This is a genomic window from Amycolatopsis sp. NBC_00438 (assembly GCF_036026695.1).
In the GTDB taxonomy this organism is placed as follows: domain Bacteria; phylum Actinomycetota; class Actinomycetes; order Mycobacteriales; family Pseudonocardiaceae; genus Amycolatopsis.
Genome location: NZ_CP107923.1, coordinates 948106 through 961012 on the forward strand (window position 1 = coordinate 948106; position 12907 = coordinate 961012).

The following is a 12907-nucleotide window of genomic DNA, read 5'->3' on the forward strand; positions in this document are numbered from 1 at the left end:
CCCCAGACGGTTTCCGGGCAAACGAGGAAGGACGGGCAGCCGATGAACACCATGGTCGCGCTGCGCTCGACCCACGCACCGCCGGTGGCGCTGCGGGTTGCAGTACTGTCCTCGCCGACTCAGAACACCGTCGGGAGGACGAGGGTGGCGATCGGAGGCAGGCGGCCGAAGAAGGCCAAGGGCGAAGACCTGATTCGGCAGCTTTACGCCGAACACGGGCGAAGCCTGCTGGCCTACGCGACGAGGCTGACCGGTGATCGTGCGGCAGCCGAGGACGTAGTCCAGGAGACGCTGGTACGGGCGTGGAAACACGCCGACGACCTGCAGAACGACGGGAAGGGCTCGGTGCGCGGCTGGTTGCTGACCGTCGCGCGCAACCTGGTCACCGACCGGGCACGAGCCCGGGCGGCACGGCCACAGGAGGTGGCCGAACCGGCCGAAGGCGTTCCGACGCCGTCCGTCGAACGCGATCACGCCCAGGGCGTGGTCGATTCGATGACGGTGCTCGGCGCGATGGACGGATTGTCCAATGAACATCGAGAGGTCCTGGTGGAGATCTACTACCGGGGACGGACGGTGGCCGAAGCGGCGAGAACACTGGGCGTCGCACCGGGTACCGTGAAATCAAGGTCGTACTACGCACTCAGGGCTCTCAGAGCCGCGATGATCTCGAGCGGAACGGAGGTGGCGCGATGAACGCGGTGGACGAAACACACACTCAGCTCGGCGCGTACGCCCTCGGGGCGCTCGACCCGGCGGAGGCGGCCGACTTCGAACGCCGGCACCTGCAGACCTGCGCCCAGTGCCGGTTCGACCTGAACGAGCTCGTGGCGCTGCGCGAGTCACTCGACGAGGTACCGCCCGAGGCGTTCCTCGACGGGCCTCCGGAGGGCGGGGATCTGCTGCTGCAGAAGACCCTCCGCCGGATGCGCGAAGAGGAGACGGCGGCGCCGGCGCGGACCGCGTCCCGGCCGACGTCCCGCCGGGGCCTCGCCCTGGTCGCGGCGGCGGTGCTGGTGGTGGCCGCGCTCGGTGGCGGGGTGCTCGTGGGCCGGCAGACGGCGCCCACGGACAGCGGCGGCGGGATCGCGGCCCCCGGGTCGGACGTGCCCGGCACGAAGAACGTCGAAGGGCGGGATCCGACGACCGGCGTGCAGCTGGCCGCGTCGGTGGCGCCCTTCGCGGGCTGGGTCAAGGTCAACGTCGCGGTCAAGGGCGTCAAGGCCGGGGAGCAGTGCCTGCTGCAGGTCGTGACGAAGAACGGCCAGGCGGTCACCGCGGGCAGCTGGAAAGTGTCCGAGAAATGGGAGAGCCAGGGCTTCTCGCTCGACGGGTCCGCGCTGGTCGCGCCCGACGACGTGAAGTCGGTCGACATCGTCACGGTGGACGGCCGGAAGCTGGTCTCGGCCCAGGTGTGAGGCCGTGACGGGCGCGCGCTACCGGTTCCGCAGCTCCTGGCTGCTGCCCGGTACCGCGCCCGAGCGGGTGTTCGGCGCGGTCACCGACCTCGCCGGCTACCCGCGGTGGTGGTCGGACGTCCGCACGGTGCGCCGGGTGGACGACGACACCGCCGAACTGGTCTGCCGCTCGCGGCTCCCGTTCCGGCTGGTCGTCCGGATGCACCGCGACCACCAGGACGAGCGGGCGGGCCTGATGCGGGTCAGGCTCAGCGGAGACCTCGAAGGGGTGCTGGCCGGCACGGTCCGCGCGTCGGGCGCGGGGACGCTGCTGGAGATCACCCAGGACGTCCACGCGCGCAAGGCGTTGCTGCGGCGGCTGGACGTGGTCGCCCGGCCACTCTTCCGCGTGAACCACGCGCTGATGATGCGCCGGGGTCACCGGGGTCTGAGCACCTACCTCGCGTGAGCGGGACGGCGGCACGGCCGGGAGAACCCGTGTCGTCGCCCCGATCACGCGTGTCGGCTTCCTGATCACGCGGAACCGGCGACGCACACTTCCCGTTCGGCGGCGGTTCGCCGGGACCGGCGGGCCAGCACCGCCGCGCCGAGCGCGATCGCCGCGATCAGGAATCCCGCGCTCGTCCCGTAGGCCAGCCGGAAGCCCGACGCCAGCGCCTCGCGGTGGTCCACCGGACCCAGACTCGCCGTGCGGGACGCGGCCACCGTGGCGAGCACCGCCGTGCCGATCGCCGCACCTGCCTGCTGCGTGGTGTTGATCAGCCCGGACGCGACCCCCGAGTCCTCCGGCGCGACGTCCGTCATCGCCAGGCCCATCAACGCGGGGATCGCCACGCCGGCGCCGAGACCCATGATCAGCAACGGCGGCAGGACGTCGGTGAAATAGTTACCCCGCACGGAAACCCGGGTGAGCAGGAGCAGACCGGCGATCACCAGGCCGAGGCCGGACAGCAGGGCCACCCGCGGGCCGAACCGGGACGCGAGCCGGCCCGCGAAGCCGAGCGAGGCGATCGCGATCACCACCGGCACCGGCAGGAACGCGACGCCGGTGCGCAGCGCGTCGAGGCCCAGCACCTGCTGCAGGTACAACGCGGTGACGAACTGGAAGCCGAGCATCCCGGCGACCATCAGGACCATCACCAGGTTGGCGCCGGTGACCGCGCGGTTCCGGAACAGCCGCAGCGGCAGCAGCGGCGTGCGGGCCTTCGCCTGGCGCACCACGAACGCGGCCAGCAGGACGCCGGACCCGGCCAGCGAACCCCAGGCCGCGGCCGTGATCCCGTAGACGCCCAGCATCACGGCGGCGGTGACCAGCACCGCGCCGAGCGCGTCCAGGCCCGCTCGCAGGCCGGTGCCGCGGTCGGCCTCGACCACGCGGACGGCCAGCACCAGCGCGACGGCGCCGATCGGCAGGTTGACGTAGAACGTCCAGTGCCAGCTCAGCGCCTGGGTCAGGGCGCCGCCCGCGATGAGCCCGATGGACGCGCCCGCGGCCTGCGTGAAGCTGTAGACGCCGATCGCCTTGGCCCGGGCCCGCGGCTCCGGGTACATCGTGACGATCATGCCGAGCACCACGGCCGACGCCAGCGCGCCGCCGACGCCCTGCACGAACCGCGAGACGACGAGGACGGCCGCGTTGTCCGCGAGGCCGGCGGCCAGCGACGCCGCGGTGAACAGGCCCAGCCCGCCGAGGAACACCCGGCGGCGGCCGAGCAGGTCGCCGAGCCGCCCGGAGAGCAGGAGCAGGCCGCCGAAGGCGACCAGGTAGGCGGTGACCACCCAGGCGAGCCCGGCGGGCGTGAAGCCGAGGTCGGCCTGGATCGCGGGCAGTGCCACCGCGACGATGCTGCTGTCGAGCACGACCATCAGCGACGCGGCGCACAGCACCGCCAAGGCGAGGCCGCGGGATCGGGTGGGATGGTTCTCGGCCACGTTGTCGTCGAATGGCACAGTAGGCCCCTCCAGTCGCGCGTTTCCCCTGGTCGTCTCCAGGGCACTTCTTGTAACAGTGCCCATCATGTGTGACCATGGGTGCGCCGTGAAGGAGGCACTTCCATGTCCCAGGGGAACATCGATGTACCTGTCCAGGCAGCGGAGGTGGACCCGGAAAAACTCGACGCCTGCACGCTGCTCGAGGTCATCAACCGGGTCAGCGGGAAGTGGGCGATCGGCATCCTGCTGGAGGCCATGCGTGGCCCGGTGCGGTTCACCGAGCTGGAGCGCTCGGTCGAGGGCATCAGCCGCCGGATGCTGACGCTGACCCTGCGCAACCTCGAGCGTGACGGCCTGCTGGTGCGCACGGTCTACCCGACGGTCCCGCCGCGCGTGGAGTACGAGGCCACGCCGATGGCGAAGGAGCTGTACCAGTCCCTGACCGGCCTGCTCGGCTGGGCGGAGCGGCACCGCGAGTCGATCGCCGCGGCCCGCGTCGTCTACGACGGCCACGCCGCCTGCTGAAAGATCTCCCCGCCCGTGTGAAGTTCGCGTGAAGCGACGCATCTTTCCTAGGGAAAGCTCCGTCCCGGGGGCCCTCAAACGCATCTTTCTCGCCGAAAGTGACGCCTTCGGGACGTGGAACGGGCCGCGGTGCGAAGTCGGGGAAACTCGCACCGCGGCCCGTGTGGCTCGTGCTCAGCGGGGGCATGAGCACGAACGGGTGGGGGTTACCTCGCGGGTTCCTTGGCGGCGTCGTCCATGTCGTCGGTGCCGGCCGCGTGGCTGTGCTCGTCGAGCATGGTCGCCTCGTCGAAGGGTTCCTGCCCGGCGAACACGCGCTGGGCCTTCTCCCGGTCGAACTCCTTCGTCCAGTTTCCGATGAGGACGGTCGCGACGGCGTTGCCGGCGAAGTTCGTCAGCGCGCGGGCCTCCGACATGAACCGGTCGATGCCGAGGATGAAGCCGACGCCGTTGACCAGCTCCGGCCGGTGCGACTGCAGGCCGGAAGCCAGCGTCGCGATACCCGAGCCGCTGACGCCCGCCGCGCCCTTCGAAGCGATGATCATGAAGGCCAGCAGGCCGATCTGCTCACCGATCGACAGCGGTTCGTCCTGTGCGGCGGCGATGAACAGCGTCGCCATGGTCAGGTAGATCGCGGTGCCGTCCAGGTTGAACGAGTAGCCGGTCGGGACGGTGATGCCGACGACCGACTTGCTGACGCCGACGTGCTCCATCTTCGCGATCAGCCGCGGCAGCGCCGACTCCGAGGACGACGTCGAGAGGATCAGCAGGAACTCGCGCCCGAGGTAGCGCAGCAGGTTCCAGATGAACACGCGGGCACCGAGCCACAGCACGATCCCGAGGATCACGAACACGAAGATCAGGCAGGTGGCGTAGAAGCCGATCATGATCACCGCGAGGCTCTTCAACGCGGCCCAGCCGGTCGCGCCGACCACCGCGGCGATGGCGCCGAACGCGCCGATCGGGGCGGCCCACATGATCATGGACAGGACGCGGAACACCAGACGCTGGATGTGCTCGATGCCGCGCAGGATCGGGGCGCCCTTCGGGCCCAGCTTCTGCAGCGCGAACCCGACGAACAGCGCGACCAGCAGCGCCTGCAGGACCTCACCGTCGGTGAAGGCCGAGACGAACGTCTTCGGGATGATGCCGAGCAGGAAGTCGACCGGGCCTTCGGCGCCGGTGGCGGACTTCTGGACGCTCTTCACGTCGGCCGGGTTGAGGTGCAGGCCGGTGCCCGGGTGCAGGATGTTGCCGACGACCAGGCCGATCGCCAGGGCGAAGGTCGACATGATGATGAAGTAGAACAAGGCCATCAGACCGACCTTGCCGACCTTGGCCGCCTTCGCGACCGAGCCGACGCCGATCACGATGGTGCAGAAGATGATCGGCGTGATCATCATCTTGATCAGGTTGACGAAGCCGTCACCGAGGGGCTTGAGGCCCTTGGCGAAGCCGGGGAACAGGAAACCCACCAGGATCCCGAGTGCCACCGCGACGATCACGGCCAGGTACAGGTAGTGGGTCTTGTCCCGCTTGCGCGGGGTCTCCTCGGTTGTCGGTGGGGTCGGCACCGTTGCCTCCAGCTCAGGGGTGTTCCAGGTTGCGGCACACTGTAGGCCCACCGAGGTGACCCGGCTCACTTGTGTTCATTGAGTTCGCGCGATGATCGCACCGTCCCGTTCGGACACCCGGGCGCCGGTGTGCTGGTATGAGGAGGTGTCCCCGACGTCGTCCCGCTGGAGCCTGGCGCGCCAGCTGCTCGTGCTGCAGCTGGTGGTGCTCTGCGTGCTCGCCGGCGCCGGGATCACGTTCGCCTACCTCGACGCGTCGCGGGCGACCGACCAGAACGCCAAGGACCAGGTACGCGCCGTCGCCGCGACGGTGGCCGACGCGCCGTCCGTCATCGCCGCGGTGGACACGCCGCACCCGAGCGTCACGCTGCAGCCGTTCGCACTGGAGGTGCAGGCCGACACCGGCGTCGACTTCATCACGATCATGAGCCCGGCCGGGATCCGCTTCACCCACCCGAACCCGGCCTTGATCGGGCAGCACTACATCGGGAACATCGCGCAAGCGCAGGGCGGGCAGCCGTACACGGAGACCTACACCGGCTCCCTCGGCCCGTCGATCCGGACGGTGGTGCCGGTGTTCGGCCCGGGGCAGCGGGTGATCGCGCTGGTCGCCGTCGGGATCACCGTCGCGGCGATCTCGGCCGAGCTGCGCGAACGGCTCTGGCCGCTGTTCGGCGTCGCGGGCGCGGTGTTGCTGGTGGGCGCGCTCGGCGGCTGGCTGATCAGCGCCCGGCTCCGGCGGCAGACACGCGGGATCGCGCCCGGCGAGCTGAGCAACCTGTTCGAGTACCACGAAGCCGTCTTGCATTCGGTCCGCGAAGGCGTGCTGCTGGTGGGGCGCGACGGGCGGATCGGGCTGTGCAACGACGGCGCGCGTGTCCTGCTCGGACTCGACGCCGATCCGGCCGGCCGGGAGCTGACCGCGCTGGGCCTGCCCGCCGAACTGGTGACGGCCTTCGGCTCGGCCGAAACCCGCGCCGAGGAACTGCACCTGACCGACGCGCGGGTGCTGCTGGTCAGCACGACCGCCGTCCGCGCGGGCGGCCGGGCGCAGGGCACCGTCGTGGTCCTGCGCGACCACACCGAACTGCAGACGCTGACCGGGGAGCTGACCACCGCCCGCGGTCTCGCGGAGGCGTTGCGGTCGCAGGCGCACGAGGCCGCGAACCGGTTGCACACCGTGGTTTCCTTGGTGGAGATCGGCAAACCCGAGCAGGCCGTCGAGTTCGCGACGGCCGAGCTCGCCCTCGCGCAGGAACTGACCGACCGCGTCGTCGGCGCCGTCGCCGAACCGGTGCTCGCCGCGCTGTTGCTGGGCAAGGCGGCCGAGGCGAGCGAACGCGGGGTGGAGCTGACGATCACGCCGGACACGATGATCGACGACGCGACCCACGGTGTCGCCGCGCGCGACCTCGTCACCATCCTCGGCAACCTGATCGACAACGGCATCGACGCCGCGGGCCACGGCCCCGGCCGGCCCGCGGTGGTCGTCACCGCCCGGTCCGACGTGGACGAACTGCTGCTGCGCGTCGCCGACACCGGGCCGGGCGTCCCCGACGACGCCGACGTCTTCCGCCGCGGCTGGTCGACGAAGGCGGGGGAGGGTCACGGGCTCGGGCTGGCGCTCGTCGGACAAGCGGTGCGCCGCTACGGCGGTACGGTCGAGGTCGGGCGGGACGGCGGCGCGGTGTTCACCGTGCGGCTCCCGCGGCAGGAGGCGGACCGGTGATCCGGGTACTGGTGGTGGAGGACGAACCGGTGGCCGCCGAGGCGCACCGCGTCTACGTCGAACGGCTCTCCGGGTTTTCCGTGGCGGGCGTGGTCCATTCCGGCGGCGACGCGCTGCGGTTCTGCGAACGCGAGCCGGTCGACCTGGTGCTGCTGGACTTCTACCTCCCGGACACCCACGGCCTCGCGGTCTGTCGCTCGCTGCGCGCGGCCGGGCTGCCGATCGACGTCATCGCCGTGACGTCGGCGCGCGACCTCGGCCTGGTGAAGGCCGCCGTGTCGGTCGGTGTGGTGCAGTACCTGCTCAAGCCGTTCACTTTCGCCACCCTGCGCGAAAAACTGGAGCGCTACACCGAATTCCGCGACGCGTCCGGCGAGGTCTCCGGCCAGGCCGAGATCGACCGCGCCCTGGGAACCTTGCGCACGACCGAGCAGCCACCGCTGCCGAAAGGCATGAGCGTCCAGACCCTGGAGGCGATCACCGACGCCTTGGGCGGCGCGGCGGAAGGCCTGTCCGCGGGCGCGGCGGCCGCGGCGATCGGCGCGTCCCGCGTCACCGCGCGCCGCTACCTGGAGTACCTGGCGGACAACGGGATGGCGCACCGCGAGCCGCACTACGGCCAGGTCGGCCGGCCCGAGGTCTGGTACCGCCTGACCCGCGCGTGACGACGGCGCGGCGCGGGCGTCACGGCTCCAGGCGGCCGGCCAATTGCTCGCTCCAGGCCCGGATGGCGGTGGCCTGCTCGGGCGTGAGGGTGTCGAGGAAGTAGCGGCGGATGTTGCCGGCGTGCCCGGCGACGGCGGCCCGCGCGGCGCGGTCGCCTTCGGCGGTCAGCCCGACCCGCGTGCGGCGGCCGCCGGTCCCGGACTCCGTCCGCGCCACGAAACCGCGGTGCTCCATCCGGGTCAGCTGGTGCGACACGCGGCTCTTCTCCCAGTCGAGGGACGCGCCGAGTTCGCTGACGCGCAGTTCGTGGCCGGGAGCGCGGTGCAGGGTCATCAGCACGCTGAACTCGGCCTTCGAAATGCCGGAGTCGCGTTGCAGGCCGCGGTCGAGCTCGCGGGCGAGCAGGCGCTGGGCCTGCGTCCAGGCGTGCCAGAACTCCCACTCGTCGGGGGCCAGCGACTCGGTCATGACCGGAGCGTACCCGAAAGTTGACGCGTCAACTGCGTGCGTCCTACAGTTGACGCGTCAACTAACGGAAGAGGGAACCATGGGAACTCTGGTGCGCGGCGGCACAGTGCTCAGCGTCGACCGGGCGATCGGTGATCTGCCGCGCGGCGACGTGCTTGTCGAGGACGGCCGGATCCGCGCCGTCGGCGAGCGCCTCGACGCGCCGGACGCGGACATCCTCGACGCGACGGGAATGCTGGTGCTGCCCGGTTTTGTCGACACCCACCGGCACACCTGGCAGGCGGTGTTCCGCGGGCTCGGCGCGGACTGGACGTTCGCCGAGTACGGCCGGGCGACGCACGGCGTGCTGCGGCCGCTCCACCGGCCGGAGGACGTGTACGTCGGCACCCGGCTCGGCCGCCTGGAAGCGCTGCACTCGGGCGTCACCACCCTGCTGGACTGGTGCCACTGCACCGACACCCCCGCGCACGGCGACGCGGCCCTCGACGCGCTCGGTCGGACACCCGGGCGCAGCGTTTTCTGTTACGGCGCGGGTGTTGCCGCGGACGGCCCGGTCGCCGCCGAACTCGCCCGGATGCGCGACCGGGTCCCCGGTGACGACGCTCTGGTGACGATGGCGGCGGGTCTGCGCGGCCCGCAGCGGACCAGCATCGAGAACACCGCCGCCGACGTCGCCGCGGCCCGCGATCTCGGGCTCCGGGTCAGCGTGCACGCCCACGTCCGTGCCGGCCGCCGGCCGGTCGCCGCCATGGGGGAGCACGGGTTGCTCGACGACCGGACGACGATCGTGCACGGCAACGGCCTCGACGACGACGAGCTGGCGATGCTGGCCGACGCGGGCTGTTCGGTGTCGATCAGCCCCGACGTCGAACTGAAGATGGGCTTCGGCTGGCCGGAAACCGGCCGGATGCTCGCCGCGGGCATCCGGCCGACGCTGTCCGTCGACGACTGCCTGTCGGCCGGCGGCGACATGTTCTCGACCATGCGCACCGCGCTCGGCGTGCAGCGCGGACTCGACACGGCCCAGGGCAGGCCGCCGTCGCTGACCGCCCGCGACGTGCTCGAATTCGCCACCCTCGACGGCGCCCGCGCCCTCGGGCTCGGCGACCGGATCGGCAGCATCACCCCGGGCAAACAGGCCGACCTCGTGCTGCTGCGCGCCGACGACCTGACGCTGTTCCCGGTCAACCACCCGGTCGGCGCGATCCTGTCCGCCGGACATCCGGGACTCGTCGACACGGTGCTCGTCGCCGGCGAAGTCGTCAAACGCGGTGGTGCGCTGGTCGGCGTCGACCTCGACGAGCTGCGGGAACGCACGCTGCGCTCCCGCGCGCGGATCGCCGCGGCCGCCGGCGTCCCCCTCGACGGATCATGGCTCCCCGTATAACGCCCTACAACGCTGTCCGACTTCCGGGGGTTCCGGCGGGGAAAGCATTGCGGTACAACGGGAACCTGCCGATGAAGGGGAAAACCGCATGCGGAACTGGGCCGGTCTCGTCGCGGTGGTGCTGCTGCTGGTGGGGGTCGCCACCCCGGCGCGCGCCGACGAACCCGCGGGCACCGTCACCGACGTCCAGGTGACCGGGCCGGTCGCGCAGCGGTTCAACCTCGTCGTCCTCGGCGACGGTTACACGGCCGCCGAGCAGCCGAAGTTCCACGCCGACGTCGCGCGGCACATGAACACGCTCTGGTCGCTCGAGCCGTTCAAGTCCTACCGCAGCTACTTCAACGTCTACGCCGTGTCGATCGCCTCGCCCGAGTCCGGTGTGGACTGTGACCCGGGGCTGGACGCGCCGCAGCGGAACACGCCGCTGAACATGGGGTTCTGGGGCGGTTGTGACGCCGGGAGCGTGCAGCGGCTGCTGACCGTCGACGACGCGGCCGCCCAGCGGTACGCCGACCTCGTGCCCGGCACGACCAAGGCCAACCGGCAGATCCTCGCGCTGGGCAACAGCGAAACCTACGGCGGCGCGGGTGGCACGTACGCGACGGCGTCCGGCGGGAACGCGCTGTCGGCGCTGATCTCCCCGCACGAACTCGGCCACTCGCTCGGCGGCCTGGACGACGAGTACGACTACTACGCGCGCAATGTTCCGGGCGGGGCGTACGAAGGCGGCGAGCCCGCGTCGATCCACCACACCACGCTGACCGAGCGGCAGATGCGCGAGCAGCACGCGAAGTGGTACCGGTGGCTCGGCGAACCCAGCGCGTCCGGCGGCACGATCGGGCGTTACGAAGGCGGGCTCTACACGCAGACCGGCGTCTGGCGGCCCAGCGCGCACTCGATGATGAAGACCCTCGGTTACGCCTACGACCAGGTCGGCCGCGAACGGATGACCCAGCGGATCTCCGCGAAGGTGCCGCTGCTCGGCGACGGGACCCCGGCGGGCACGATCGGCGCCGACCGCGTCGTGTGGGTCCGCACGATGCACCCGGTCGACCACCGCCTCGACGTCACCTGGACCCTCGACGGCCGTCCGGTGCGCGGTTCCGACGCGCTCGACCTGCGGCAGGCCCACGTAGCGCCGGGACGGCACACGCTGACGGCGAAGGTGACCGACCCGACGCCGTTCGTCCGCGACCCGGCGGCCCGGCCCACGGCGACCCGCACGTGGACGGTCGACACGTCGGTGACCACCGCGCCTTCCCACGGCCCCGCGGTCGTGGGGTCGACGCCGACCTCGCTGCCGGTCGGGGGGCACGACGTCGTCTACGTCGAGACGGGGGAGCCGACCGGCTCGATCCCGCCGGTGTCGTGGAGGCTCGACGGCCGCCCGGCCGGCAGCGGCCCGGACTTCGCGCTGCACTCGGAATCCGGCGCGCACACCCTCACGGCGACCACCGGCGGCACGACGCTGACCTGGGCGGTGGACGCGTCCGGCCCGACGACGACGGCCGAGCTGCCGCCCGGGCGCGAGTACCACGGTTCGTTCACGATGCGCCTGACATCGTCCGACGGAATGCCGGAGTTCTGCGTGGACGGCGACGGCTGGCACAAGTACTTCGGCTGGCCGACGGACCCGAACGCGCCGTACCTGTTCACCCCGCGCGGCACGGAGATCGACGGCCTGGCGTACGGCAACCTCGGCCCGGGCGGCCTGACGGTCTCGCCGTTCTCGTCCCGCACGCCGGGTTACGGCCACCACCGCATCGAGTACCGCTCGATCGACGCGGCGGGCAACGTGGGCCCGACCCGCTCGGTGACGGTGACGCTGCTGCCGTGATCAGCGCGGCCGGCCCGGCACCCCCGGCCGTGTCTGCCACGGCAGTGGCCCGTCCAACGGCCGGTACTCGACGCCGAGCGCGTCCAGCCGCGGCAGGTGGTGGTCCCGCAGCCGAGGCAGGAACTCGGCGTAGTCCCGGGGGCCGCTGCTCCACGCCACCTCCGCAAAAGCCGACAGCCGCGGGAAAGCCATGTAGTCCACCCGCCGCACGCTGTCCAAGTGCTCGCTCCACACCTGGGCCTGCACACCCCGCAGCCGCGGACCGGTCAACGCCGGCTCGTACGCGTAGACGTCCTCCAGGGTGTGCACCACGCCGACCGGGATCGGCTCGTCCGGGTGCGGCGACTGGCGGTGGTCCAGGTACACGTGCTGCTCGGGGCACATCACGACGTCGTGCCCGGCCGCGGCGGCCTGCTGGCCGGCGGTCTCGTTCTGCCAGGAGCCGATCACCATCGGGGGCAGGCCGCCGATGTCGAGGACCTCGTCCCAGCCCATCGGCGTCCGGCCGCGGGACACCAGGTGCTCGGCCAGCAGCCGGACGAACTCGCGGTGCTCGCCGGTCGCTCCCGGCGTCTCGTCGCCGCCCAGGGCGATCACCCGCGACGGGAAGATCTCCAGCAGATGGTCGAACACCCGGCGGAAGAAGTCCAATGTGGACTTCGTCGGCGAAAGCAGCGAAGTGCTGATGCCCCAGGCGGTCCAGATCTCGTAGGACTCCTCAGTGCCCAGTGAAGGGTAGGCCGCCAGCGCCGCGCGCGCGTGGCCCGGGATGTCGATCTCCGGCACCACCGTGATCGCGCGCTCGGACGCGTAAGCCACGATTTCGCGCAGGTCGTCGCCCGTGTAGAAGCCGCCGTGCGGACGGCCGTCCTGCGCGCCCCCGCTGCCGGCCATCGACGACGGCCGCCAGCCGCCCACCGACGTCAACCGGGGAAACGCCGGAACCTCGAAGCGCCAGCCCTGGTCGTCGGTCAGGTGCAGGTTCAGCACGTTCAGCTTGTGCGCCGCCAGCAGATCGACGAACCGCAGCACCTCGGCCTTGGTCCGGAAGTGCCGGGCGACGTCGAGCAGGCAGCCGCGCCAGCCGAACCGCGGCTGGTCCTCGATGACCCCACACGGGATCGAGAGGGACCCGCCGAGCGAAGCCGCGCGGAACGCGTCAGGTCCGGCGAGCTGCCGCAACGTCTGCCGCCCGTAGAACTCCCCGGCGGCGTCGGCACACGACAACACGACCCCGGACGGCGAGATCTCCAACCGGTAGCCCTCCGCGGGCAGGTCTCCGGCACGAACGTCCACAGAGGACGGCCACGGGCACGAACCCGCCGCGGGCGTCACCGAAACCGGGCGGGGGAGCAGTGCGTCGAAAGACAT

Annotated in this window: 12 protein-coding genes; 8 read left to right on the plus strand and 4 right to left on the minus strand. The window is 71.5% G+C overall.

Going from position 1 to position 12907, the window contains the following annotated elements:
* Window positions 1-144: 144 nt before the first annotated feature.
* From OG494_RS04560 to OG494_RS04570, 3 genes are read left to right on the plus strand one after another with little or no spacing between them, the layout of a single operon-like run.
* Complete coding sequence (locus OG494_RS04560) at window positions 145-696, plus strand: sigma-70 family RNA polymerase sigma factor (RefSeq protein ID WP_205661062.1); 552 nt, start codon at window positions 145-147, stop codon at window positions 694-696.
* Entirely contained in the window at window positions 693-1418 is a 726-nt protein-coding gene (locus OG494_RS04565; protein ID WP_328452237.1) for an anti-sigma factor family protein, read from the plus strand. Before OG494_RS04560 ends, OG494_RS04565 begins: the two co-directional genes overlap by 4 nt.
* Window positions 1419-1422: 4 nt before the next feature.
* The gene (locus OG494_RS04570) at window positions 1423-1866 is read left to right on the plus strand and encodes an SRPBCC family protein (protein WP_328452239.1); all 444 of its coding nucleotides are present in this window, start codon (window positions 1423-1425) and stop codon (window positions 1864-1866) included.
* Between the two features lie 65 nt (window positions 1867-1931).
* Here OG494_RS04570 and OG494_RS04575 read toward each other — a convergent pair whose 3' ends face one another.
* The gene (locus OG494_RS04575; protein WP_328458870.1) at window positions 1932-3350 is read right to left on the minus strand and encodes a DHA2 family efflux MFS transporter permease subunit; all 1419 of its coding nucleotides are present in this window, start codon (window positions 3348-3350) and stop codon (window positions 1932-1934) included.
* Window positions 3351-3473: 123 nt separating this feature from the next.
* On the opposite strand from OG494_RS04575, the gene OG494_RS04580 reads away from it, so the two are divergent.
* Window positions 3474-3875 (plus strand): winged helix-turn-helix transcriptional regulator, encoded by a 402-nt coding sequence (locus OG494_RS04580; protein WP_328452241.1) that lies wholly within the window; start codon window positions 3474-3476, stop codon window positions 3873-3875.
* A gap of 206 nt (window positions 3876-4081) precedes the next feature.
* Here OG494_RS04580 and OG494_RS04585 read toward each other — a convergent pair whose 3' ends face one another.
* Window positions 4082-5449 carry a cation:dicarboxylate symporter family transporter gene (locus OG494_RS04585; protein ID WP_328452244.1) on the minus strand — a complete coding sequence of 456 codons (1368 nt, stop codon included), beginning with the start codon at window positions 5447-5449 and terminating at the stop codon, window positions 4082-4084.
* A 91-nt stretch (window positions 5450-5540) separates the two neighbouring features.
* Here OG494_RS04585 and OG494_RS04590 point away from each other — a divergent pair, with 91 nt between their 5' ends.
* The gene (locus OG494_RS04590; RefSeq protein WP_328452246.1) at window positions 5541-7178 is read left to right on the plus strand and encodes a sensor histidine kinase; all 1638 of its coding nucleotides are present in this window, start codon (window positions 5541-5543) and stop codon (window positions 7176-7178) included.
* On the plus strand, window positions 7175-7843 hold the full coding sequence (locus tag OG494_RS04595) for a response regulator (protein WP_328452248.1): 669 nt from the start codon (window positions 7175-7177) through the stop codon (window positions 7841-7843). The genes OG494_RS04590 and OG494_RS04595 overlap by 4 nt, the downstream gene beginning before the upstream one ends.
* 19 nt (window positions 7844-7862) lie before the next feature.
* On the opposite strand, the gene OG494_RS04600 is transcribed toward OG494_RS04595, so the two are convergent.
* Entirely contained in the window at window positions 7863-8312 is a 450-nt protein-coding gene (locus OG494_RS04600; RefSeq protein WP_328452250.1) for a MarR family winged helix-turn-helix transcriptional regulator, read from the minus strand.
* A 79-nt stretch (window positions 8313-8391) separates the two neighbouring features.
* Here OG494_RS04600 and OG494_RS04605 point away from each other — a divergent pair, with 79 nt between their 5' ends.
* Together OG494_RS04605 and OG494_RS04610 are read left to right on the plus strand one after the other, a co-directional pair.
* Complete coding sequence (locus OG494_RS04605; protein ID WP_328452252.1) at window positions 8392-9699, plus strand: amidohydrolase family protein; 1308 nt, start codon at window positions 8392-8394, stop codon at window positions 9697-9699.
* An 88-nt stretch (window positions 9700-9787) separates the two neighbouring features.
* Window positions 9788-11536 carry a M64 family metallopeptidase gene (locus OG494_RS04610; RefSeq protein WP_328452254.1) on the plus strand — a complete coding sequence of 583 codons (1749 nt, stop codon included), beginning with the start codon at window positions 9788-9790 and terminating at the stop codon, window positions 11534-11536.
* Here the strand turns inward: OG494_RS04610 and OG494_RS04615 are convergent, their stop codons facing one another.
* Window positions 11537-12907 carry a beta-N-acetylhexosaminidase gene (locus OG494_RS04615; protein WP_328452256.1) on the minus strand — a complete coding sequence of 457 codons (1371 nt, stop codon included), beginning with the start codon at window positions 12905-12907 and terminating at the stop codon, window positions 11537-11539.

Excerpts from the sequence above, each read along its gene's own strand:
- OG494_RS04565 (WP_328452237.1), top strand. The coding sequence starts at position 693 with ATGAACGCGGTGGACGAAACACACACTCAGCTCGGCGCGTACGCCCTC.
- OG494_RS04580 (WP_328452241.1), top strand. The coding sequence starts at position 3,474 with ATGTCCCAGGGGAACATCGATGTACCTGTCCAGGCAGCGGAGGTGGAC.
- OG494_RS04590 (WP_328452246.1), top strand. The coding sequence starts at position 5,541 with ATGATCGCACCGTCCCGTTCGGACACCCGGGCGCCGGTGTGCTGGTAT.
- OG494_RS04600 (WP_328452250.1), bottom strand. The coding sequence starts at position 8,312 with ATGACCGAGTCGCTGGCCCCCGACGAGTGGGAGTTCTGGCACGCCTGG.
- OG494_RS04605 (WP_328452252.1), top strand. The coding sequence starts at position 8,392 with ATGGGAACTCTGGTGCGCGGCGGCACAGTGCTCAGCGTCGACCGGGCG.
- OG494_RS04610 (WP_328452254.1), top strand. The coding sequence starts at position 9,788 with ATGCGGAACTGGGCCGGTCTCGTCGCGGTGGTGCTGCTGCTGGTGGGG.
- OG494_RS04615 (WP_328452256.1), bottom strand. The coding sequence starts at position 12,907 with ATGTCTTTCGACGCACTGCTCCCCCGCCCGGTTTCGGTGACGCCCGCG.